Here is a 20,532-nt window from a genome sequence, read left to right on the forward strand (position 1 = left end):
CCCGGCGGGTTCCATGTCCTCCACACCGGGCCGCGCGATCCAGGCGGCAAGCGGCCCGGTGCCTCCGGACCAGGTTCTGCTGGAAGAGCAGTCGCGGCGCGACGGCCTGCAGAACCAGGCCCGACCTCTTACCCTGACCGAAAAACTGGAGTTGGCCGGTCTGCTGGCAGCGGCCGGTATCCGTCGCCTCCAGGTCGGCAGCTTTGTCGATCCGCGCCGGGTGCCGCAGATGGCGGGGACCGAGGAATTGGCCGTGCGGGTGCGGACGTACTGGCCGCACCTGACCTGCTCCGCCCTGGTGCTCAACGCCAGGGGGCTGGCGCACGCCCTGGCCTTGCGGCATGCGCCATCTCAGCCTGTCGGTTTCGATGAACGAGGCCCACAGTCTGCGCAACGTGGGCCGCGCCGTGGACAAGGCCCTGGCTGACAGGAGGGATTGGTGCGATGCGCCGTTGCCGAGGGGGTCGCGGTCAGGGCCGGAGTGCAGTGCGCCTTTGGCTGCGCCTCGGAGCACGACGTGGACGAGGCGGCGGTGCTGGCCGTTGTGGAGCGGCTGACCGCCGCCGGTGCCGCGGAGATCAACCTGGCCGACACCGCCGGACGAGCCCAACCGTTCCAGGTGCGGCAATTGGTGACGCGGGCGAGCGCCGTTGTCCCGACAAAGCGGCTCTCTCTCCATCTCCACGACGCTGGGGGTATGGGGCTGGCCAACCTGGTTGCCGGCTACGAGTCCGGAGTGCGCCGGTTCGACACTGCGGCCGGCGCCCTGGGCGGTTGCCCGTTCGTCAAGGATGCGGCCGGCAACCTGGCCACCGAAAACGCGGTTCGGGTTCTTGCACGAATGGGGGCCGACACCGGCATCGCCCCGGACATCCTGGCCCGGGCGGCCCAGCGTCTGACCGCCCTGCTGGGACACACCCGCCACAAGAGGCTTTGACTATTTTGAAGGATCAGCCAGGGCACAACTTGGTCGAGACGGATCGATGGCGAACACCGGTTGGCGCATGAGGTCCATGACGATAAAATCAGAATCCTCGTCAACCGGTCTCATTATTAATCGCGCTCTTTCTGGATCAGACAATTGCCCAGTCCTGAAACTGCCAGACTGAGCGGACAGATACAGAGAGCAGCGAGCCAATTTCATGAAAACGAAGTCAAGAATCTCGATTCATTACGTTTACAGATTGACCACTCAAGCGATCAAGTTCATAAAATGGAAGTAAATAAAAATATTTTTCTTTCGCTGTAACGCAGAAATGAAAACCATTTTCCAAATTATCAAATACAACTTCTGACATTTTCAATAAATCAGAATATTTATTTATCGTGTTCTTTCTTCTTGTCCATGCTTCAATCTGATCAACCTTGCCGGAATCGATCAATATTCCTTCGAAGCGAAGCTCAAATCCAAGAGCAAACCAAAATTGCTTAAAAATATTTTCAAAAATATTATTTTCGCATTTAATCAAAGCAAACACATCTTCAACATACACACCTTTTTCACCAACAGGCCAACTATGATAATGAAGAATAGAATAAATTTTATTACTATCAGTAAATAAATATTTTTTCATGTCAAACAAATTAAAATGCAAACCGCCAATCTTTACCAGCAAAGATAATCCATCATATGAAATTTTTTTAAAAAAATTGAAGTAATATTCACAGATATGATCTTGTATCATCCTTGACGAATCAGACACAATATCTGGATTAAAATACTCTCCATCAACTTTTATCGCGACGTTACATCTACGACAAATATCATGACCACAACGAAACGTCTTTGTCTTCTTTTCAAAAAAATATTTCATACTTCACCAGTCTCGGTATGTACCTTTCCGACCATTCTTTTCTCTTTACACATGCAATGATCACAACAGCAACCACACCTGGCATCCAGATATTGTTGGGGCCGCAGCGTCCGCGGCAACACCGTTCATACGGCAGTATCCCGCAGGTCTCTCTTGCCTTCAAACAACAACAGGCCGCAACGGGATATATGTTCGCTCAATTTCGCATTTTTTATATTCTCCAAGGATTGCACATCCACTACATAGGGCAGGGGCAATTCATTGAGGCGATCGCGTAACGATTCCACGGCCAAGCTCTGCGTCAATCCCTCGACCGCGATGTCGATGTCGGAATTCGACCTTGCCGTGCCTTTAGCCCGCGAACCAAACAGCCATGCGCGCCTGAGCATGGGCGTAGCGGCCAGGGTTTCGCGCAACAGGTCCAGCGCGACCACATTCAGGCCGGAAGCCGACAAAAGTCTATCATTCATGGGCGTGCCGCCATACGTTCAAGCAACCACAAATGAAGCGCATCCAAAGCCGGCAAATAACGCTGCTCCACCGCTTCGAGCACTTCCTTAAACACAGCCTCGTCGTAGCTGTACGAAAGCATGTTGCGGTGCAGGCGCATGTCGATCCAAAGCTGGCCGTCTTTGATCAAGCCGGCGGCGTAAGCGGCGGCTACGACAGCTTTGGGCGTCACCTCATCAAAAACAACGCCCATTTCCTGCAAATAATCTTTTGCCGTCTTCCAAGCCAACTCGTATGTGAATTCAAAACGTTGGATCAAACCTTCCTGCTCCAGGCGATTAAATTCCGCAACCCGCTTTTCTTCCAGCGCGGAGCGCAACAGGACAAATGCACGATCGAAATTCTGAAAACGTTGTTTCCAGCGGATATCTTGCGATGCAGCCATTATTCCCCCAATCTCTCCGAAGTTTCCACCAAACCCGCATGGCGACCCGCCACCAGCTCTTCTTTGGCGAACTCACGCCCTTTTTATACTCCAAAGCAGGAGCATTGAACATTTCGAATCGATCTCAAAACCAAAAAGCAGGCATCTGCGGCCATGCCGAGGCGCGTGCATTGCGCAGCCGGCGGCCCTCGATGTTCGCGGCACGGCGGGAACGACGAAAAAGAAGGAAGCTGTCGCCTCCTACTCAGGCGCCTTTCCGGGGCTCGAGCAAAAAGGATGCATGGAGCAACGAATCGCCTCCCTGGCCGCTGGCCTCCGGATTCAGGGCGTCCGGAAGCCTCTCTCCGCCCGGTTCACTTTCCTTGCTGATTATCACAAAAACCATCGATTGCCGGTGAACGAGCCTGGCCAAAGTTCGATGGCAATCGGAACTTCCGTAGAGGAAAGAGTAATTCATGGACATTGCAAGGCGAATTTTTTGATCCGGTAGCCCATGGCGTAGGGTCAGGCCCAATTCCCGATCCTCGATAGCCAGAGCCACCAGTATTTCCCGACCGTCGGCTACAAAGGCGGCCTGCGGTTCCTGGAAAAGGTGCTCGACGCCCTGCTGGACCGCCGGGACCGGGACGCGCCCGAACAGTCCTTCGAACTGGTGTATTGAGGCGTGCGCCTCGATCGACCGTTTTTTACCCCACAACCCTTTTCGCAATCGGAGGAACGAACCATGGCCATCCCCGCGCAACACATCCTTGTCTGCCAGAGTTTCCGCGCTAAGGGCGATCCCAAGGGGATCTGTCACCGGCAAACCGACGGCTTGCTGCAATACATCGAGGAAGAGATTCTCGACCGGGGCCTGGATGTGCAGGTGATCGCCACCGGCTGTCTCAAGCAGTGCGAGGCCGGGCCGGTGCTGGTCGTCCAGCCGGAGAACTGGTGGTATCGGGGCGTGGCCAGCACCGGGGCCATCGACGCCATCCTCGACGGCATTGAGGACGGCGTCCCGGCTGCGGCCTACCTGATCGGATAGCGGAAAGCCCCGCCATGGTTGCGGTGCGCCCTGCCCGTGGCAGGGATTTGGATGCGATGGTCGGCCTGCTGCGGTTGCTGTTCGCCATCGAGCGGGATTTCCGCTTCGACGCCACCAGGCAACGGCAAGGCCTGGCCCTGCTGCTGGAGAGCGACCGGGCCCTGGTCCTGGTGGCCGAGGAGGCGGGACGCGTGATCGGCATGGGCACCGGCCAACTGGTGCTCTCCACCGCCGAGGGCGGGCCCGCGCTTCTGGTCGAGGACCTGGTGGTGGCTCCGGCCTGTCGGGGCCGGTTGCCGTTCACTGCCGCAGGGCCCGGAGGCCGTTGGCCACCACCAGCAGGCTGGTGCCCACATCGGCGAACACCGCCATCCACATGGTTGCCTGGCCGGCCAAGGTCAGGCCGAAGAAGAGGGCCTTGACCCCCAGGGCCAGGGTGATGTTCTGGAGCAGGATGGCGTGGGTGGCCCGCGACAGCCGGATGAAGCGCGGGATCTTCCGGAGGTCGTCGTCCATCAGCGCCACGTCCGCGGTTTCGATGGCGGTGTCGGTGCCGGCCGCGGCCATGGCGAAACCGACATCCGCCCTGGCCAGGGCCGGGGCGTCGTTGATGCCGTCGCCCACCATGCCGACCTTGCCGTCCTTCATCTCCTTGGCGCCTTTCGCCAGTTCGTCGACCACCGCCAATTTATCCTGCGGCAGGAGATTGGCCTTGAAGCTCTCCACGCCCACCTGGTCGGCGATGACTCGGGCTGTGTGCTCGTTGTCGCCGGTCAGCATCACGGTCTTGACCCCCAGCCGCCGCAAATCGCCGATGGCCGCGACACTGCTCGGCTTGAGCGTGTCGGCCACCGCAAACAGACCAGCCACCCCTTGCTCGCCCACCAGGGCCACCACGCTCTTGCCCTGTTCCTCCAAGGCGAAGAGCCGCGTTTCCAGCTCGGGCGAGCACTGCCCCAGCTCCTCCACCAGCCGATGATTGCCCAGGTGCCAGAGCTGGCCGGCAATGACCCCGCGTACCCCCCGGCCGGCCAGGGCAACGAGATCGTCGACCTGACGCAGGTCGGTATCCCGCGCCGCCGCGGCCTCGGCAATGGCACGGGACACCGGGTGGTCCGACCGGGCGGCGAGGCTGGCCGCCAGGACGACCATTTCCATCCCGTCCATGTCGCTCCAGGCCACGAAATCGGTCTGTTTGGGCTTGCCATGGGTGAGGGTGCCGGTCTTATCCAGGGCCAGGCAGCGCAGCCGGCGGCCCTGCTCGAGGAACAGGCCGCCCTTGATCAGGATGCCGTGGCGGGTCGCCGCGGCCATGCCGCTGACAATGCTGACCGGGGTGGAGATGACCAGGGCGCAGGGGCAGCCGATGACCAGGATGACCAGGCCGGTGTAGATCCATTCGCTCCAGGCGCCGGCCAAAAACAGCGGCGGCCCGATCGCCACCAGCAGGGCCACGAGGAACACCGCCGGGGTGTAGATGCGGGCGAAGCGGTCGACAAAGCGCTGGATGGGCGCGCGGCTGGCCTGGGCCGCTTCCACCGCGTGGATGATCCGGGCCAGGGTCGAATTATCGGCGCCGGCGGTGACCTTGAATTCGAACGAACCGGCCTCGTTGACCGTGCCGGCGAACACCGGGTCGTCCACGGTTTTCTCGACCGGCATGCTTTCACCGGTGATCGGCGCCTGGTTGATCGTCGATTGCCCCTGGACAATGACGCCGTCGAGCGCGATCCGCTCGCCCGGCTTGACCCGCACCCGGCTGCCGACCGCCACCCGCCGGCTTTCCATTTCCACCCAGGTGCCGTCCTCCTGGAGCACGGTGGCGGTCTCGGGGGTGAGGTTGAGCAGCTCGCCGATGGCCCTTCGCGCCCGTTCCAGGGACTTGGCCTCGATCGCCTCGGCCAGGCTGAACAGCACCATGACCATCGCGGCCTCCGGAAAACGGCCGATGAGGACCGCGCCGGTCACGGCGATGGCCATGAGAGCGTTGATGTTGAGGTCGAGGTTCTTGAGCGCGATCCACCCTTTCTTGTAGGTGGTCAGGCCGCCGACCAGGATGGCGGCGATTGCCAGGCCCATGGGCAGCCAGGCGGTGAGGAGGTCGGTGAAAAGGGGGGTATCCGCGCCCGCATGGATCAGGCCGCTTTCGCCCAGCAGTTCGGCCAGCTCCGCACCGGCGGCAAAGGCGCCGGCCAGGGCCAGCCGGCCCCAGGGAATGCGGGTCTCGGGCAGGGCCGCACCGCCTCCCGGCTCCCGGCCGAGAGGTTCGGGTTTCATGTCGATGGCAAGCAGCGCCGCCTCGATGGGCTTGGTCGATGGCAGGTCGTGGTTGACGATCAGCACCCGCTGCAGGAGGTTGAACTCGAGCCCGGCGATCCCCGGCATGTTACCCAGTTTTTTGCGGATCAGGGCTTCCTCCGTGGGGCAATCCATATTGACGATGCGGTACACGGCCCGGGTCGCGGAGGCTTCGCCCACCTGGGCCAGGTCGACCGGTTCCGGCGCCGCCCCGTGCTGGTGGCCGCAACACGAGTCATGACCACCGCAGCCATCGTGGTCGTGGCGATGGACCTCTTCTTGATGGCCATGTCCGTGCGTGCAGACACACGGGGGAGCGACGAGGGGTATCTGGTTCATGATCGATCTCCATTCATCGATGGCGGCCATGGATGGCCGCTTTGCGTTGTTTCCTTGAGAGTAATGTCTATAGTAGCTGGAGAATCAAGCCGGCGGTGGCGGAAAAACGACCGTGCCGCCGGCCGGGCGGTCCGGCTGAACAGTGCGGCCAGGGTACGGCCTCGAGGGGATCGAGGGTCAATCGGTTTTTTTGCGGTGGCGGTGAAAAAATGAAGATCGGCGAGATGGCGAAGAAGACCGGATGCAAGGTGGTCACGATCCGGTACTACGAAAAGGAAGGGCTCCTGGAAAAACCGGGGCGGACCGAAGGCAACTACCGGCTGTACGGCCAGGACGACCAGGAGCGCCTGGAATTCATCCTCCACTGCCGCAAGCACGGGATGCAGCTGGCCGAAATCAGGAAGCTGCTGGCCTTCCGCGACCGGCCCCAGCGGGACTGCACCTGGATCACCGAATTGATCGACGCCCACATCGGCAATGTCGATGGTCAGATTGCCGCGCTCCAGCACCTGAAGAAGCACCTGGAGGAGCTGCGACAACGGTGCGCCGGCGGTCGGAACGGCGACAACTGCGGCATCATGCAGAGCCTGGACAGCCTGAACGCCTGCTGCGCCTCCTGCGCACGCTGCGCCCCTGATGCCGGGCGGGAATGACGGCCCGGCCCGCTCAGTTCAGCTTGCGGTCGTACAACCGGGCCGCGTTCAGCACAATCAATACCGAGCCGGCATTGTGCACCAGGGCACCGGTGATCGGGGTGAGCAGGCCCATCACCGACATGGCGATGGCGGCGCAGTTGATCACCATGGCCAGGACGATGTTGCCCTTGATGGTGCGGATGGTGACGTTCGACAGCCGCTTCAGGTAGGGGAGCTTGCCGATGTCGTCGCCCATCAGGGCGATATCGGCCGCCTCGATGGCAATGTCGCTGCCCATGGTGCCCATGGCCACGCCCACGTCGGCGGTCTTCAGCGCCGGGGCGTCGTTGACGCCGTCGCCGATCATGCACACGGTGCGCCCCTGGGCCTGCATGGTCTTGATCCACTCCACTTTCTGGGCGGGAAGCAACTCGGCCCGCACCTGTTCGATATTTGCCCGGGCCGCGAAATGGGCCGCGGTGTGGGCATGGTCGCCGGTCAGCAGGATCACCTCCGTCCCCATCCGGCGCAGGCGCCGCACCATCTCCGCCGCGCCCTGGCGCAAGGTATCGGACAGGGCCACCATGCCGATGCAGCGGCCGGCCTCGGCCACCAGGATGCCGGCCTTGCCCTGCTGGCGCAACCCGGCCAGGACGGCCTGAATCTCCCCGCCGATCGCGATGCCGTTTTCTTCCAGATAGGCGCTGTTGCCGCACCTTATCTCGCTATCGTCAACGGTTGCGGCAATGCCCTTGCCGGGGACCATGGCAAATTGCTCCACCGGCAGCAACGCCAGGTTCAAGGCCGCGGCCCGCGCCACCACCGCCTTGCCCAGGGGGTGTTCCGACCGGCTTTCGACCGCGGCCGCCAGCCCGAGCAGCTGTTCCTCCGTCCGGTCCGGGACAAAGACCGCGATGTCGCTGACTTCCAGGATGCCGTGGGTGAGGGTGCCGGTCTTGTCGAAGGCGATGCTGTCCACCCTGCCCATGTTTTCCAGGGCTTCGCCGGACTTGATCAACACCCCGTGGCGGGTGGCCTGGCCGATGGCCGCCATGATGGAAGTGGGCGTGGCCAGGGCCAGGGCGCAGGGGCAGAACACCACCAGCACCGTGACCGCCCGGATGACGTCGCCGGTGGCCGCGTAGGCGATCAGGGCTATGACCAGGGCGGCGGGTACCAGCCAGCTTGCCCACCGATCCACGATCCGCTGCATGGGCGCCTTGTTGTCCTCCGCCTCCCGCACCATCCTGATGAGCTTGTGCAGCGAGGAATCCTCGCCCACCTTGGCGGCCCGGATGTCCACCGCCCCGAACCGGTTGATGGTGCCGCTGAACACGCTTTCGCCCACGGTCTTGTCCACGGGCAGCGACTCACCGGTCATGACCGATTGGTCGATCGAGGTGCTGCCGGCCACGATCTCGCCGTCCACCGGGATGGTTTCGCCGGGCAGCACCCGGAGCACGTCGCCCCGGCGAATCCGGGCAATGGGCACGATCTCCTCCCGGCCGGCCGCGATGCGCCGGCCCTGCTGCGGCGCCAGGCCGATCAACTGCTTCAGCCCCCGCTTGGCCCGTTCCACCGTCCGGTCCTCGAGGATGGCGCCGATGGCCATGATGAAGGCCACCTCGCCGGCCGCGAACAGCTCGCCGATGGCAATCGAGGCCACCATGGCGATGGAGATCAGCAGGGCCGAGGAGATGTTGCGCTGGAAAAACAGCCGGGTCAGCGCCAGGTACACCAGGGGCGAGCCGGAAATGAGGATCGTGCCCCAGGCCGGGTCCACCGGCACGGATTTTTCGGCCAGCAAAACCGCCAAACTGAGCGCCAGCAGCGCGCCCGAGACGACGGTCATCCGTAATCCGGCCAGGGCGTCGAAAAAGACCGCTGTGTGCGCCACCACCGTTACCTTGGCTGCCATATCCTTCTCCTTGTGCGTGTTTTGTGTTTGCCGCAAGACCTTCACGACCCGTATACCATATACCCCTATAGGGTATCAAGTCAACCGCAAAAAGAGGCCGTGCATTTTTGCGGATAACCGTTTACCTATGGGCAGCGGCATGACGGCAACCGGGAAATTTTCCCCGATTGCGGAGAATGGACAAGGAAACCCGCCGTGCGGCCGTCCACGGCAGGACATTTTTTCAGCGGGTCCGGGAATGAGACAGTGTATCGACGTTGAAGCCGTCACCAAGCGGCTCAAGCGCATTGAGGGGCAGATTCGGGGCATTGCCAGGATGGTCGAGGACGACAAGCCCTGCGAGGATATCCTGGTCCAGATCGGCGCGGCCAAGGCCGCCCTGCACAAGACCGGGCAGACCATTCTCGAGGGCCATTTGCACCACTGCGTGCTGGACGGCGTGCGGGAAGGCAACGAAGAGGCCACGCTCAAAAAACTGACTGCGGCCATCGAACAGTTCTCGCGCATCGTCTAAACGCACGGTGCGGCATGGCCGTATCGCCCCATCGACGCCACCGGCACCGCGCCGGGACATCCACCATCGCGGGGCAGCGCACGCTGCGCAAGCCCCCGGCAACCAACAGGAAAACAACATGCACATCCAAGGCGCCGTAGTCATCGTCGATCGGGAAACCACCAAACTGGAGGGGTACCGGCTGGAAGACCCGGTCCGGGCTCCGGCGGTCATCATTTTCGTCGACGGGGACAAACCCCGCCTGCTGCCGATCCAGCAGGGCTACCCGCCGCCGATCAAGGTCCGCTCGCATAACATGGAGGCGGATATCCAGATCATCACTTACCAGGAAATCGATGCCGCCCTCGGCCGCTGACCGCCTGCCTCCGGGCTATTCGGAAGGAAGCGCCTCGTTTGCCGGTGGCGCCACCGTCCCCCTGGAGCGATATCTAGCGCCAAGTCTCCACATCGATTGCGATCATCCGGAGGTCAGGGGCAGGCCGCCTCCCTGGCCCAAGGTTTGTCCGACCCGGTGGCCATTGCCCACCGGTGTTTCGAATTTGTCCGGGACGAGGTCCGCCACAGCTGGGATTTCAAGGAGAACCCGGTGACCTGCCATGCCTCGGAGGTGCTGCGCCACCGCACCGGCTACTGCTATGCCAAAACCCACCTGCTGGCGGCGCTGCTGCGGGCCAACCGGATTCCGGCGGGGCTCTGCTACCAGCGCGATTGGTACGGGAGGAAGGCAGGACGGCCCATTGCCTCCACGGCCTGAACGCGGTGCTCCTGCCCGGATTCGGCTGGTACCGCATCGATGCCCGCGGGAACAAACCCGGCATCGCCGCCGCCTTTTGCCCGCCAGAGGAACAGCTGGCCTTCCGCCCCCACCAGCCCGGCGAGCGCGACCTGGCCGGCATCTGGCCGGCACCCTTGCCCATGGTCATTGCCGTGCTCGCACGCTGCTCCGATGTGGTCCAGGCCTACGACCAGCTGCCGGACATCGAGTTCTGACCCCGGCGGAGACGGAAAAAACTCCGCCGGATCGCACCGTGCCCGCTCCGCGAGTGCGGGCACTTTTCCCCAAACGATCAAGGAGGTACCACATGACCGCAGTCACCATTTACGGCAAGCACGGCTGACCGCACACCACCCGCGCCCGTGAGGCGAATCCCGACCATGTTTATTACGACGTCAAGCTCGATCTCGCCCGGATGGAGGAGATGCTGCGCCACAGCCTGGGCCAGCGCAAGGTGCCGGTGATCGTCGCCGACGGCCGCGTCGCCATCGGCTTCGACGGCGGCTCCTGAGGGGTCTGAAGGTTCGGCGGTCGCCGAACGCAAATCACCGGGACGGACGGTTGTCCGCGCCCCCGTCCCGGTTTTTTTTGAGGAAATTCGAGGACAGCGGGAGAGCCCTTGCCGTTGAGCCTGTCGTCTCAAGGGCCGGCTGCCCTTTCTTTTGATTCTTTTCTTTGGGCAAGCAAAGAAAAGAATGCCCCTGCCGCAGGGAGGCCGAGGCCGAACTCTCCGCCAGCGAACCAAAAACTCCGGAGCTGCTCAAGCCAGACGTCGATTCCTCGCACATCTCACTGAAATACCGACAAACACGAGTAGAACGCCGCCGCCCCAGCCGGCGTCATATAAAAACCACCCCTCTTCCCGCCCAAGCCCATCACCGTCACCGCCTGCCGCCTCAACCGGTTGCAATAAGCGTGTACGGCGTGGGCAGCGGGCCGACCAGGTTGACCGCCACCACCTCGATGCCCTGTTCCCCTGCCCGCAAAATATTGACCGCGCCGTAGTCCTGGGGGATTGCCAACGCCTGCCGCAAGGGCCGCCCGAGCAAGCGGGAGAGCGCGACCCGGTTGACTCCGGCGTGGGCGACGACGAGCAAGGGGCCGGTTGTCCGCCAGATCAGGGCGAACAGGGCCGGACAGACGCGCACCGCCAGATCGCCGAAGCTCTCCCCTCCCGGCGGCCGAAAGTGCTCCAGATCCTGGCCGCGCCGCTCGTAAAGGCCGGGAAAACCCTGCCGGACTTCCGCCACCGTGCGCCCTTCCCACTGGCCGAGATCGATTTCGGCCAGGGCGTCGTTCACCCGGATGGCCGCCTCCGGCCGGCCGCTGACCAGGGCCGCCGTTTGCACGGCCCGCCGCAGGGGGGACGCGACCACCTCGGCAAAGGGGACATGGTGCAGCTGCTCGCCCAGGGCGCTGACCTGGCGGACGCCGTCGGGATTGAGCGGCAGGTCGGTCCGCCCCAGGAAACGGCGCGGCGAAGAGGTGTCGACCTCGCCATGCCGGAGCAAATAGATCAGCCGCCGCATGTTCCGCCCGCCCCGATTCCGTCCGCCCCGATTCCGTCCCTCCCGACTCCATCCGCCGTCGTGGCGACCCCGGCCAGCGGCTGCCCCATCGCGGCTTCCAGCGCCGCGGCCAGTTGTTCGGCCTGTTGCCACCTGCGCTCGATGGCCCGGACCGCCTCGGGTTCATGCCGGAACAGGGACAGCTTCTCGGCAAACCGCGCTTCGATGGCGACCAGCCGGCTGCCGCGCACCAGCTTGTCGGCAAGAAAGACGATTTCGCGTTCGCCCGGTTCCATGCCGGGCCTCCAGGGCAGGTCCTTGTGGACGCCGACAATGGCCGCCGCCCGCTCAAACCCCAGTTTCCGCAACCAGCATTCGCCCTCGGCTTCGTGGCGGGGCTGTCCCTTGGCGATGTCGTGCAGCCAGCCGCCGACCCGGCACAATTCCACATCCAGCGTGCGGCCGCCGTGCCGGTTCATCGCCTCGGCAATGGCCGCCGCCACCCCGGCCACCGCGCGGCCATGGGCCAATCCCTTGCCCGGCATGGGGTGCAGATGCTCCAGAATGGTCATGCATTCGGCCATGGTCGGTATGCCCCGGCTGGCAAAACGGGCGCATCCGTCCCGGTAGGCCTCGGGGGTGTCCAGATCGAGGTGGATGTGGGCATCGGCCACCGGCACCTCGCGCACCTGGTCCGGCCGCACCGCCTCGATTTGCGCCAACAGGCCGCGCATCCCGCCTTCGGGATGCTCCTGGGCCAGGATCGAGGCGATAAGATCGGCATGGATGAGCGGCGGATGCCCGCGCCGGCCGGCAAAAACCGGGCAGCAGGCCAGGGCCGGTTGCCCGGCGAAGGAGGCGGCCAAAAGCCGCACGGTGCCGCACCGCACCAGGGGCATATCCACCGGCAGGAGGAAAAATCCGTCGCAGCGGCCGGCCAATGCGGCCGCTCCGGTGCGGATCGAACCGTACATGCCGGCGGCATGGTCCGGATTGTGGGCCAGCCGCGCCCCGGCCTCGGTGGCCGCGGCCCCGATCTCCCCGGCCCGATGGCCGGTCACCACCACGATGTCGTCGACACCGAAGGCGGAAAACAGGGCCACCCCCTGGCCGAGCATCGTTCGGCCGTTCAGGGGCAGCAGGGCCTTGAGCTCGCCCATGCGCGAGGACAGCCCGGCGGCGAGGATGAGGGCGCTCAGGCGAGGTGCCATGCCTTTCGGCCGGTGGCCCGCTGGTAGATGAGTTCGCCGACGATGGACACCGCGATCTCCTCCGGGGTGTCGGCCTCGATGGCCGTGCCGATGGGGCAGCGGACCTGTTCCAGCTGCGCCTCGCTCACGCCCTGGTCCATCAGCTTGGCGTAAATGGCGTTGCGCTTCCTGCGGCTGCCGATCATGCCGATGTAGCCCGCTCCGGTGCGCAGGGCCTGGCCGAGCACCTCCAGGTCGTGCAGGTGGCCGCGGGTGACGATCACCAGATAGGCGTCGCGGTCGAGCTCGAGCCCGTCGAAGCAACCGGCAAAGGACGGCAGCACCCGGATCTCGTCGGCCAGGGGAAAACGTTCCCGGCTGGCGAACTCGCCCCGGTCGTCCATCACCACCACCCTGAACCCCACCCGGGCCGCCGCCTCGGCGGTGCAGGCGGCCACGTGCCCCGCGCCGAGCAGGTACACCGTGCCGCTCACCGTGAAGGAGGACAGCAAATAGCGCTGGCCTTGGTGTTCGACCAGGGCGGTGGCCGGGGCGGGGACAAGGGCCTGTTTGATCGCGGTCAGCAGCGATTCGGGGATGTCGGCGCGGCTGGGGGCGCCGCGATGGTCGACCGCGAACCGCTGCCCTCCCCCGGCCCGCCCGCCCAGGGGACAGACCAGGGTGGCGCGGCGGCCCGCCCGCATGGCCGCCAGCAGCGTGCCGAAGATTTCGCGGTTGGCCGCGCCGGCCTCGATGTATTCGAGAAAGAGTTCCACCCTGCCGCCGCAGATCATGTCGCTGATGGCGACATCGCTGTTGTCGAGGTCAAAGGTCCGGCGCAGGGATCGCCCGCCGGCAAAACAGGCGGCCGCCTCGCGGATGGCCGTGGCCTCGACCAGCCCGCCGCCGACGGTGCCCGAGGTACGGCCGTCCCGGAGCACGATCATCTTGGCCCCGGCCAACCGGGGCGTGGAGCCGGACTGGCTGGCAATGGTCACCAGAACGAGGTCCTCGCCATCGCCGAGACTGGTGCAGATCTGCTGCAGTAATTTTTTCATATTGCCTTCTCCTTGCGGTGGTCTTCAAGAAAACGTTTTGTGGGATGGATGGCGCCATCCCGGGCCAGTATCAGGGCGATTGCCGGCTCGCCCCCCGACATCCGGGACTCCAACAGGCCGGCCGCCTGCCGTTTGACTGCCTCGCCCTGGCCGGGCAAGGCGGTCAGGACCAGTTCCAGGCTCTCCCGGCCGCCCCGGATAGCCAGGACGGCGGTGAAATCGAGCAGTCCCGGCACGGCGAACAGCCATTCGTCCAGATCGGCCATGGCCAGTTGCCGGCCGCTCCGCAGGGTCCGTACCCGGTCGAGCCGGCCGAGCACCCGGTCAAGCCGCCGGACCTGGCTGCCGCAGCAACACGGACCGGGCAACAGGCGTCCGCGATCGCCGGTGCGGTAGCGGATCAACGGCATGCCGGTGCGCAGCAGGGTGGTGCACACGATCTCACCCCATTCCCCGGCCGGCAGGGTCTGGCCGCCGTCCGGATCGACGATCTCGATCAACAGGTCGGCCTCGCGCAAATGGCAGCCCTGGTGCGCCCCGCAGTCGACCCCGCCGCCCAGGCCGGTTTCGGTGGCACCGTAGTGGGTGAAAATCTCGCAACCGAGCAGATGGCGCAGACTTTGACACAAACTTTCGGGGACATAATCGGAGCAGAGCAGCACCGTGCCGATGGAGGCGAGGTCAAGGCGCAGAAAGGCCGCCATCCGCGCCAGGGCCAGAATCTGCACCGGAAAGCCCACCAGGATCTCGGGCCGGATTTCGGCCACGATCCGGGCGGCCCGCTCCGGGTCGCTCACCAGGCCGACGATCCGGCCGTTCACCGTCAACCGCGCCAGGGCACGGGCCAAAAGATGGCCGGTGGAATCCGGGGTGGCGCCGGGCAGGAGGATGGCGGCGGTCTGCCCCGGTTCGGCCATCTGGCCCATGCCGCGATGAAAAAAGTCGAGCGTCCGCTCCAGGTCCGCCTCGGTGAACCAGAGCCGCTTGGGCGGGCCGGTGGTGCCCGAACTGCGCAGGGTGACGATCCGGGCCACCGCATCCTGGCCGACACAGACCATCTCCTGGCCGTGGTGCCGCAACTCGGCCTCGGTGGTCAACGGCAGCCGGGCCAGATCGGCCAGGCCGTCCACGGCGGCAATGCTCGCGGCCGCGAATTTTCGCCGGTAGAACGGGGCATGCTCCCGGCAGTAGGCCACCAGGCGGCGCAACCGGTCCTCCTGCCAGGCGTCGATGGCCGGGCGCGGCACCGGCCGGGCGCTTATGCCGATGGTTTGGCCGGTCAGGGTGTCCAGGACCGAGGGCTTCATGCCGGCCCCGCCCGCCGGTGCAGCGGCCGCCCCAGGTTCGAGGTCAGGTTGTAGGCGCAGAAGGGAACGAGCCGGCCGGCCGGCGAGACCACATGGATACAGCAGCCGCGCAGCCGCTCCAGGTCGATGTTCCACACGTCCTGGAAGGCCATGGCCGACAGGGAAAAGGTGTGGGTGCGGGCCCGGGCGAGAAAGCGGTCGAAGTCGTCCTTGGGCGCGCCCGGTTCGCCGCCGCAGCCGCAGGCGGGTTCGGCCAGGGGCAGGGACCACTGGCGGGCGGTGTAGCGGACGCTCTTTTCCCTGCCCTCCAGGGCTGTGGGCAGGCAGGCCCGGTCCTCGCCGGTGGAGCAGCAGGCCGGGGGCTGGCCGAGCGGAGCCAGGCGGCCCTGCCCGTCGATCAGGAAATTGCCGTGAAAGGAGCAAAGGGCATGTTCGCAGGCAGGCGGGGCAAAGTGTTCGGCCCGGACCGCGCCGCCGGTCTGGGTCTCGATCAGCATCAGCACCTCCGGCAGGGTCAGCCGGTCGGCATCCGCCGGCGCTTGCGGATAGCGGCCGAAATAGCTGATGGGTTGGAAATGCACACCGCGCACCGTGGGGGCGAAACCAAGCCCGTATTCGATGATCGCCCCGATCTCGGCGGTATTGATCCCCGGCACCAGGGTCGGCACCAGAACCACCGCCAGCCCGGCCTCGACGCAGCGGCGGATGGCCAACTCCTTGTCCGCGCGCAGGTCGCGGCCGCGCAGGGCCAGGTGGGTTGCGGCCGTCAGGCCGTCGAACTGCAAAAAGACCGAGGCCAATCCGGCCTGCCTGAGTTCGTCGGCCAATTGCGGTCGTTCGGCCAGGAGCAGGCCGTTGGTGTTGAGCTGGATGAAGTCGAACCCCTTGTCCCGTCCCAGGCGGACGATCCGGGCCAGGTCGGGGCGCACGGTCGGCTCGCCGCCGGAAAGCTGGATATTGCAGGGGCCGGACGCGGCCATCACCCGGTCGTACCACCCGCCGATTTGCGCCAGCGAGGGGTCGGCATCCGATTCGCCGGCATCGGCGAAACAGACCGGACAGCGCAGGTTGCAGCGGCCGGTGATCTCGAGCAGAGCCGTGCAGGTGTGCTGGCCGTGGCCGGGGCAGAGCCCGCAATCGAAGGGGCAGCCGTCCCGGATCTCGGTCTGGGCTTGCCGGGGTGAGGACGGTTTTTTCGGCCGCAGCCAGGAGGAAAAGGAAATCGGCCCCCGCCAGATCGGGGTCCGGGCCGGGCCGTGCTCGCCGCAGTGCTTCATCAGGTAGACGGTGTCGCCCTGCTGTTCGCGGATTGCCTGCAGCCGCCGCAGGCAGACCGGGCACAGGCTCTCGGTCGAGGACAGCGGTTGGATGCGAGGTTCAGCTTCCACCGGCCCGCTCCCGGGGAAGGCTGGGATCGATGCCCTGTTCGGCCAGCAGCCCGAGCACCGTCTGGCGGGCCTGCATCATGATGTTGCCGCAGGCCTCGGGCTTGCGGCCGCCCTGGTAGGCGACGATGTCGTCGCAGCGGATGCCGCCCCAGGTGGTGCCCCGCCCCTTGAACCAATCCATGAACTGGACCAGCAGCAGGGGCAGGCAGTCCAGGGCCTCCTCCTCGACGCTGCCCTTGGCGGCATAGAGCGCCAGGACGCAGGCCGCGCCGCTGGCGACCCCGCAGATGTCGCCGCTCCCCAAGCCTTCGCAGAGCCCGGCCATGGCGCGGACCAGAGGCACGTTCTCCTCGCCCATGTCGTCCAGGCTCAACTTGATCATGATTTGGCTGCAGCACAGGCCCTGACCGGCCAGCTGCATGATGCGCAATGCGGTTTCATCCATGGTGCGGCTCCTGTTACGGCGTTCTTGCGGTTTTCAACCGGCTCTTGTCGCGACATTATGCGACGCGGCATGCGACACCTTATGCGGCTGTTTGCGCGACCTTACGGCTCTTTCGCGGCGATGAGGGCATAGTAGCCCAGGGGAGCGGCGGCCAGGGCGCAACTGGTGCTGCGGGCGGTGGCGGCATCCAGGAACAGGCCCCAGAACCGTTCCAGGCTGCCGCAGGAAAAGATGAGTTGCCCGGCCAGTTGCGCCAACAGCTCGCTGCGGTCGCGGAGCAGGGTCAGGGAAAATCCCGCCCCGGTCACCTCCGAGGCGATCGTCTCCAGGGGCCGGGCGTGACTGAGGCAACTGTGCAACCGGGCCGGATCGGGCCGTTGCCACGGCTTGCGGCAGTAGATGTCGGTGAGGATCAGTTGGCCGCCCGGACGCAGCACCCGGTGCATCTCGACCAAGCTGGCGCGGATATCGCCGGTCAGCGACAGCACGCATTCCGAGACCACGCCGGCAAAGGTGCCGTCCGCGCACGGGATGGCCGCGGCCACGCCCCGGTGGAGCACGGCCGACGGCGCCCGACGGGCCGCCCGGGCCAGCATCGCGGCCGACGGATCGAGCCCTTCGGGCCGCAGGCCGAATTCCGTGGCCATCAAGGCCAGGCTGTGCCCCGGCCCGCAGCCCACGTCGAGCACGGCGCTGCCGGGGGCGAACGCGCACAGGCGCAGCAGCTCCCCGGTCAGGCCGATTCCGCCGGGCCGAAGCGCGCCGCCGGTAAACGCGCCCAGCTCCTCCTGTTCGTAGAGGACGACCGGCGCGGTTTCGGCACCGGCACCGGTATCGGCATTGCGGCAAAGGGCGCTCATCTCACTTGTCTTCCAGCAGTTGTTCCACGGCCAGCATCTTGCCCGTGGCCAGGCTCTCCGGCACCAGGACGAAACCGCAGCCCGGACAGACCATCAACTCGACATTGAAGACCGAGTTGAGGTAACTCACCTTGACTTCGGCCGGTTGCAGCGGCAGCTTGCACCCGGCGCACTGCCAGGCTGTGGTTTCGACAAAGGAAAAGCTGGTCATGGCGTCTCCTCCGGCAGCCGCATGCGGTGGCTGTAGCCGTTGTAAATCCGGTAGGCTGCATCGGTCGGCTCGTACTCGATCCAGTAGGTGACCCGCACCGGCCTGAAGCTGGCCAGCCAGTGGCCGGTGCCCGGGTCGACCAGGTAGCGGCCCGAGCTTTCGGCATGCGCGATCACCTGGCGGACATCTTCCTCCAGGATGAGCCGGCAATCCAGCAGGGCTGCGACCTCGGGGGCGATCGCCAGGCGCATCGCGGCATGGGCCGGCATGGGCACGGACTCTTCCTGCCAGAGGCGGGCGAGCAGGCGTTGCTTCAACCGGGCGCGGTTCTCGTGACGGACGGAAAAGCCGGGATTGGCGCGGGCCAACGGGTCCGGGTCGCCGGCCCGGCCGAACAGATAGTCGAGCAGATGCGCCACCGGCCGACCGGCGGCCGCCAGGTTGTCGCGGCACATGGCGCAGTAGGCCAGGCCGTCCCCGGAACCGCGTTCGGCCTTGACCCGGGCCGCCTTTTCGCCCAAGGGCCGGTTGGCAAACTGCATCAGGCCGCCGTAGCCGCAGCAGTCGGTCAGTTCGCCGCCGAATTCGGGCTCGATCACGGCCAGGTCCAACTTGGCGCAGAGGCTGCGCACGCTGGCCCGCAGGTCGGGCCGGTGCCGGGCGGTGCACGGGTCGTGGAGCACCAGGGCGGCCGGGGGCCGGGGGCCTTGGTGTTCCGGCAGCTCCAAGCCGTCGAGCAACTCCCACAACGAAGTGACGTTCAACTCCGGGGCCTGTTCCCCGAAGATCGCCAGGCAGCTCGAACAGGCGGCGATCACGGTCGGCCGGCCCATCCGGTCCACTTCGGCCCGCAGTTCGTCCAGGGTTTCGGTGAACAGGGCGTGCTGTCCGGCCCAATGGGCGGGGATGCCGCAGCAGCCGAGTATCAGGCCGACGCCGCCTTCGAGTCGCGCGACCAGGAATTCGTAGGCGCGGATGACCAACTCCGGCGAGGAGCCGGCCAACTGGCAGCCGGGGTAGAAGAGGAAACGGCTGGTTGCGTGCCCCGGCTGGTGCCGGCCGAGGCGACAGTCTTCGCCCAGGCTGAAGCGCATGTCCTCCAGGGCGAAGTCGTGCGGCGAAGGCGGCATGTGGCCGGTGGCCACCATTTCCCGCCGGGTGGAGCGGCAGACCTCGGCCACGGGAAAGTCGTGGGGGCAGATCACCGTGCACTGGCCGCAGAGGCTGCAGGCGTTGATCGTCTTGTTGGCGCTGCGGGTGCCCTGGACAATAGCCAGGTTGTTGTAGATCTTGCGCACCAGGGTTTTGGGATATTCCTTGTACTCCCGCAGGTAGGCGCACTGCTTGACGCATTCCATGCACTCGCACTGGATGCAGCGGCCCGCCTCGGCCAGGGCTTCGGCCGGGGTGTAGCCGCCAGCCGGATCGGCGGGCCGGATCTCGGCCGCCGGCGGGATGCGGTCGATGACCGTCACCATCCGGGTGGCGCAGCTGCCTTCCCGGTCGCGCTGGGCGGAGAGGGAGACCTTTTGCAGAAAACGTTCGATCGACAGGGCGGCGCGGCGGCCGTCCTCCACCTGCTTGATCACCGAAAAATTATCGTCGGCGCCCGGCCCGCCCCCGGCAAAGCAGTTGCCGGCGCCGACGGCCAGGGTCAGGGGATCGGGAACGCCGGCCAGCTCGACACTATCCAGATCGCAGTAGACCGCATCGTATTCACCGGCTAGGCGGGCGGCGGTTGCGCCGATCGCGCCGTCCGGCGGCCCACCGGCAATGATCGTCACCCCGTAGCCTTCCAGCAGTTTCCGGGCCTGGACCAGGGTCTCGCCGGGCAGGTCCGTGTCCGGCAGGAGGCGCAGCCGCCCGCCGATCTCGCCGTCCGGGGTGATGAGGGCGGTCGGCCGGCCCTTGCGCGCCAGGTCGAGCGCCGCCGTCATCCCGGACAGCCCCGCGCCCAGCACCGCCACCCGGCCGCCCTTGGCCGGCAGTTTGGGCAGCTTGAGCATCGGCCCGGTCCGGCTGACGCAGAATTGTTCCAGGCGGCCGACGGCCAGGGGATCGCCGATCTCGCCCCGCTTGCAGGCGTGGCGACAGGGGGCGTCGCACAGCCGGCCCACGATCTCGGGAAAAGGCATGGTCCGGTCGAGGATCTTGCGGGCCTCGCGCACATCGTCCTTGGCCAGCGCGGCCATGAAGGCGCGGACATCAACATGGATGGGGCAGGCCGCGGTGCAGAACGGCTGCTCTTCCTGAATGCAACGGGATTCCAGTTCTCTGAGCTGCGTTTGATCCATGGCTGGCTGCATGCGCCTTCGCGCACGCGGTGGTGGAATTGGGTCCGGGCCCGTAT

General features: G+C 65.5%; 24 protein-coding genes and 2 pseudogenes. 11 read left to right on the forward strand and 15 right to left on the reverse strand.

What is annotated here, in order from left to right; genetic code table 11:
• The first annotated feature begins 13 nt into the window (after nt 1–13).
• From RMR13_RS00950 to RMR13_RS15320, 3 genes are read left to right on the forward strand one after another with little or no spacing between them, the layout of a single operon-like run.
• Entirely contained in the window at nt 14–427 is a 414-nt protein-coding gene (locus RMR13_RS00950; protein ID WP_310598768.1) for a hypothetical protein, read from the forward strand.
• Nucleotides 428–439: 12 nt separating this feature from the next.
• The gene (locus tag RMR13_RS00955; protein ID WP_310598769.1) at nt 440–937 is read left to right on the forward strand and encodes a hypothetical protein; all 498 of its coding nucleotides are present in this window, start codon (nt 440–442) and stop codon (nt 935–937) included.
• Between the two features lie 12 nt (nt 938–949).
• On the forward strand, nt 950–1,057 hold the full coding sequence (locus tag RMR13_RS15320) for a type II toxin-antitoxin system YoeB family toxin (RefSeq protein WP_409070238.1): 108 nt from the start codon (nt 950–952) through the stop codon (nt 1,055–1,057).
• Nucleotides 1,058–1,154: 97 nt separating this feature from the next.
• On the opposite strand, the gene RMR13_RS00960 is transcribed toward RMR13_RS15320, so the two are convergent.
• The 3 genes from RMR13_RS00960 to RMR13_RS00970 form a co-directional block, all read right to left on the reverse strand.
• Nucleotides 1,155–1,814 carry a hypothetical protein gene (locus tag RMR13_RS00960; RefSeq protein ID WP_310598770.1) on the reverse strand — a complete coding sequence of 220 codons (660 nt, stop codon included), beginning with the start codon at nt 1,812–1,814 and terminating at the stop codon, nt 1,155–1,157.
• Between the two features lie 125 nt (nt 1,815–1,939).
• A complete protein-coding gene (locus RMR13_RS00965; RefSeq protein WP_310598771.1) occupies nt 1,940–2,284 on the reverse strand; it encodes a nucleotidyltransferase domain-containing protein in 345 nt (114 codons plus the stop codon).
• Complete coding sequence (locus RMR13_RS00970; RefSeq protein WP_310598772.1) at nt 2,281–2,709, reverse strand: nucleotidyltransferase substrate binding protein; 429 nt, start codon at nt 2,707–2,709, stop codon at nt 2,281–2,283. The genes RMR13_RS00965 and RMR13_RS00970 overlap by 4 nt, the downstream gene beginning before the upstream one ends.
• A 38-nt stretch (nt 2,710–2,747) precedes the next feature.
• On the opposite strand from RMR13_RS00970, the gene RMR13_RS00975 reads away from it, so the two are divergent.
• The 3 genes and pseudogenes from RMR13_RS00975 (at nt 2,748) to RMR13_RS00980 (ending at nt 3,736) form a co-directional block, all read left to right on the forward strand.
• Entirely contained in the window at nt 2,748–3,107 is a 360-nt protein-coding gene (locus RMR13_RS00975) for a hypothetical protein (protein WP_310598773.1), read from the forward strand.
• Nucleotides 3,108–3,223: 116 nt separating this feature from the next.
• Nucleotides 3,224–3,370: pseudogene (locus RMR13_RS15325) on the forward strand (nitrogenase molybdenum-iron protein subunit beta); the annotation flags it as partial.
• 63 nt (nt 3,371–3,433) lie between these two features.
• Entirely contained in the window at nt 3,434–3,736 is a 303-nt protein-coding gene (locus RMR13_RS00980; protein WP_310598774.1) for a (2Fe-2S) ferredoxin domain-containing protein, read from the forward strand.
• On the opposite strand, the gene RMR13_RS00985 is transcribed toward RMR13_RS00980, so the two are convergent.
• The gene (locus tag RMR13_RS00985) at nt 3,721–4,092 is read right to left on the reverse strand and encodes a hypothetical protein (RefSeq protein ID WP_310598775.1); all 372 of its coding nucleotides are present in this window, start codon (nt 4,090–4,092) and stop codon (nt 3,721–3,723) included. The genes RMR13_RS00980 and RMR13_RS00985 overlap by 16 nt on opposite strands.
• Nucleotides 4,037–6,373 (reverse strand): heavy metal translocating P-type ATPase, encoded by a 2,337-nt coding sequence (locus RMR13_RS00990; RefSeq protein ID WP_310598776.1) that lies wholly within the window; start codon nt 6,371–6,373, stop codon nt 4,037–4,039. The genes RMR13_RS00985 and RMR13_RS00990 overlap by 56 nt, the downstream gene beginning before the upstream one ends.
• A 209-nt stretch (nt 6,374–6,582) precedes the next feature.
• Here RMR13_RS00990 and cadR point away from each other — a divergent pair, with 209 nt between their 5' ends.
• Nucleotides 6,583–7,026, forward strand: coding sequence for a Cd(II)/Pb(II)-responsive transcriptional regulator (cadR, locus tag RMR13_RS00995; RefSeq protein ID WP_310598777.1), 444 nt, complete (start codon nt 6,583–6,585; stop codon nt 7,024–7,026).
• A 13-nt stretch (nt 7,027–7,039) separates the two neighbouring features.
• On the opposite strand, the gene RMR13_RS01000 is transcribed toward cadR, so the two are convergent.
• On the reverse strand, nt 7,040–8,926 hold the full coding sequence (locus RMR13_RS01000; protein WP_310598778.1) for a cation-translocating P-type ATPase: 1,887 nt from the start codon (nt 8,924–8,926) through the stop codon (nt 7,040–7,042).
• 238 nt (nt 8,927–9,164) lie between these two features.
• On the opposite strand from RMR13_RS01000, the gene RMR13_RS01005 reads away from it, so the two are divergent.
• From RMR13_RS01005 to uxx1, 4 genes and pseudogenes are all read left to right on the forward strand, one after another.
• Nucleotides 9,165–9,440, forward strand: coding sequence for a metal-sensing transcriptional repressor (locus RMR13_RS01005; protein ID WP_310598779.1), 276 nt, complete (start codon nt 9,165–9,167; stop codon nt 9,438–9,440).
• A 118-nt stretch (nt 9,441–9,558) separates the two neighbouring features.
• On the forward strand, nt 9,559–9,795 hold the full coding sequence (locus RMR13_RS01010; protein ID WP_310598780.1) for a hypothetical protein: 237 nt from the start codon (nt 9,559–9,561) through the stop codon (nt 9,793–9,795).
• Between the two features lie 61 nt (nt 9,796–9,856).
• Nucleotides 9,857–10,430 (forward strand): annotated as a pseudogene (locus RMR13_RS15330) (transglutaminase-like domain-containing protein).
• A gap of 92 nt (nt 10,431–10,522) precedes the next feature.
• Entirely contained in the window at nt 10,523–10,726 is a 204-nt protein-coding gene (gene uxx1, locus RMR13_RS01025; RefSeq protein ID WP_310598783.1) for a UXX-star selenoprotein family 1, read from the forward strand.
• Nucleotides 10,727–11,111: 385 nt separating this feature from the next.
• Here the strand turns inward: uxx1 and RMR13_RS01030 are convergent, their stop codons facing one another.
• From RMR13_RS01030 to RMR13_RS01070, 9 genes are all read right to left on the reverse strand, one after another.
• The gene (locus RMR13_RS01030) at nt 11,112–11,744 is read right to left on the reverse strand and encodes a histidine phosphatase family protein (protein ID WP_310598784.1); all 633 of its coding nucleotides are present in this window, start codon (nt 11,742–11,744) and stop codon (nt 11,112–11,114) included.
• Complete coding sequence (locus RMR13_RS01035; protein ID WP_310598785.1) at nt 11,732–12,934, reverse strand: DVU_1551 family NTP transferase; 1,203 nt, start codon at nt 12,932–12,934, stop codon at nt 11,732–11,734. Before RMR13_RS01035 ends, RMR13_RS01030 begins: the two co-directional genes overlap by 13 nt.
• A complete protein-coding gene (locus RMR13_RS01040) occupies nt 12,919–13,971 on the reverse strand; it encodes an XdhC family aldehyde oxidoreductase maturation factor (protein WP_310598786.1) in 1,053 nt (350 codons plus the stop codon). Before RMR13_RS01040 ends, RMR13_RS01035 begins: the two co-directional genes overlap by 16 nt.
• Nucleotides 13,968–15,278 (reverse strand): DVU_1553 family AMP-dependent CoA ligase, encoded by a 1,311-nt coding sequence (locus RMR13_RS01045; RefSeq protein WP_310598787.1) that lies wholly within the window; start codon nt 15,276–15,278, stop codon nt 13,968–13,970. The genes RMR13_RS01040 and RMR13_RS01045 overlap by 4 nt, the downstream gene beginning before the upstream one ends.
• Nucleotides 15,275–16,666, reverse strand: a complete 1,392-nt coding sequence (gene trsS / locus RMR13_RS01050) for a radical SAM (seleno)protein TrsS (protein WP_310598788.1) — start codon at nt 16,664–16,666, stop codon at nt 15,275–15,277. Before trsS ends, RMR13_RS01045 begins: the two co-directional genes overlap by 4 nt.
• Entirely contained in the window at nt 16,656–17,111 is a 456-nt protein-coding gene (locus RMR13_RS01055) for a DVU_1555 family C-GCAxxG-C-C protein (RefSeq protein WP_310598789.1), read from the reverse strand. Before RMR13_RS01055 ends, trsS begins: the two co-directional genes overlap by 11 nt.
• A gap of 101 nt (nt 17,112–17,212) precedes the next feature.
• Nucleotides 17,213–17,971, reverse strand: coding sequence for a DVU_1556 family methyltransferase (gene trsM, locus RMR13_RS01060; RefSeq protein ID WP_310598790.1), 759 nt, complete (start codon nt 17,969–17,971; stop codon nt 17,213–17,215).
• 1 nt (nt 17,972) lies between these two features.
• Nucleotides 17,973–18,182: a DVU_1557 family redox protein gene (locus tag RMR13_RS01065; protein ID WP_310598791.1), complete on the reverse strand. Its 210-nt coding sequence runs from the start codon at nt 18,180–18,182 to the stop codon at nt 17,973–17,975.
• The gene (locus tag RMR13_RS01070) at nt 18,179–20,476 is read right to left on the reverse strand and encodes a pyridine nucleotide-disulfide oxidoreductase/dicluster-binding protein (RefSeq protein ID WP_310598792.1); all 2,298 of its coding nucleotides are present in this window, start codon (nt 20,474–20,476) and stop codon (nt 18,179–18,181) included. The genes RMR13_RS01065 and RMR13_RS01070 overlap by 4 nt, the downstream gene beginning before the upstream one ends.
• Between the last annotated feature and the right edge of the window lie 56 nt (nt 20,477–20,532).

This window comes from Desulfobulbus sp. (assembly GCF_031547805.1).
Taxonomy (GTDB): domain Bacteria; phylum Desulfobacterota; class Desulfobulbia; order Desulfobulbales; family Desulfobulbaceae; genus Desulfobulbus.

Excerpts from the sequence above, each read along its gene's own strand:
- RMR13_RS00950 (WP_310598768.1), top strand. The coding sequence starts at position 14 with ATGTCCTCCACACCGGGCCGCGCGATCCAGGCGGCAAGCGGCCCGGTG.
- RMR13_RS00960 (WP_310598770.1), bottom strand. The coding sequence starts at position 1,814 with ATGAAATATTTTTTTGAAAAGAAGACAAAGACGTTTCGTTGTGGTCAT.
- RMR13_RS00965 (WP_310598771.1), bottom strand. The coding sequence starts at position 2,284 with ATGAATGATAGACTTTTGTCGGCTTCCGGCCTGAATGTGGTCGCGCTG.
- RMR13_RS00970 (WP_310598772.1), bottom strand. The coding sequence starts at position 2,709 with ATGGCTGCATCGCAAGATATCCGCTGGAAACAACGTTTTCAGAATTTC.
- RMR13_RS00975 (WP_310598773.1), top strand. The coding sequence starts at position 2,748 with ATGGCGACCCGCCACCAGCTCTTCTTTGGCGAACTCACGCCCTTTTTA.
- RMR13_RS00980 (WP_310598774.1), top strand. The coding sequence starts at position 3,434 with ATGGCCATCCCCGCGCAACACATCCTTGTCTGCCAGAGTTTCCGCGCT.
- RMR13_RS00985 (WP_310598775.1), bottom strand. The coding sequence starts at position 4,092 with ATGTGGGCACCAGCCTGCTGGTGGTGGCCAACGGCCTCCGGGCCCTGC.
- RMR13_RS00990 (WP_310598776.1), bottom strand. The coding sequence starts at position 6,373 with ATGAACCAGATACCCCTCGTCGCTCCCCCGTGTGTCTGCACGCACGGA.
- cadR (WP_310598777.1), top strand. The coding sequence starts at position 6,583 with ATGAAGATCGGCGAGATGGCGAAGAAGACCGGATGCAAGGTGGTCACG.
- RMR13_RS01000 (WP_310598778.1), bottom strand. The coding sequence starts at position 8,926 with ATGGCAGCCAAGGTAACGGTGGTGGCGCACACAGCGGTCTTTTTCGAC.
- RMR13_RS01005 (WP_310598779.1), top strand. The coding sequence starts at position 9,165 with ATGAGACAGTGTATCGACGTTGAAGCCGTCACCAAGCGGCTCAAGCGC.
- RMR13_RS01010 (WP_310598780.1), top strand. The coding sequence starts at position 9,559 with ATGCACATCCAAGGCGCCGTAGTCATCGTCGATCGGGAAACCACCAAA.
- RMR13_RS01030 (WP_310598784.1), bottom strand. The coding sequence starts at position 11,744 with ATGCGGCGGCTGATCTATTTGCTCCGGCATGGCGAGGTCGACACCTCT.
- RMR13_RS01035 (WP_310598785.1), bottom strand. The coding sequence starts at position 12,934 with ATGGCACCTCGCCTGAGCGCCCTCATCCTCGCCGCCGGGCTGTCCTCG.
- RMR13_RS01040 (WP_310598786.1), bottom strand. The coding sequence starts at position 13,971 with ATGAAAAAATTACTGCAGCAGATCTGCACCAGTCTCGGCGATGGCGAG.
- RMR13_RS01045 (WP_310598787.1), bottom strand. The coding sequence starts at position 15,278 with ATGAAGCCCTCGGTCCTGGACACCCTGACCGGCCAAACCATCGGCATA.
- RMR13_RS01055 (WP_310598789.1), bottom strand. The coding sequence starts at position 17,111 with ATGGATGAAACCGCATTGCGCATCATGCAGCTGGCCGGTCAGGGCCTG.
- trsM (WP_310598790.1), bottom strand. The coding sequence starts at position 17,971 with ATGAGCGCCCTTTGCCGCAATGCCGATACCGGTGCCGGTGCCGAAACC.
- RMR13_RS01065 (WP_310598791.1), bottom strand. The coding sequence starts at position 18,182 with ATGACCAGCTTTTCCTTTGTCGAAACCACAGCCTGGCAGTGCGCCGGG.
- RMR13_RS01070 (WP_310598792.1), bottom strand. The coding sequence starts at position 20,476 with ATGGATCAAACGCAGCTCAGAGAACTGGAATCCCGTTGCATTCAGGAA.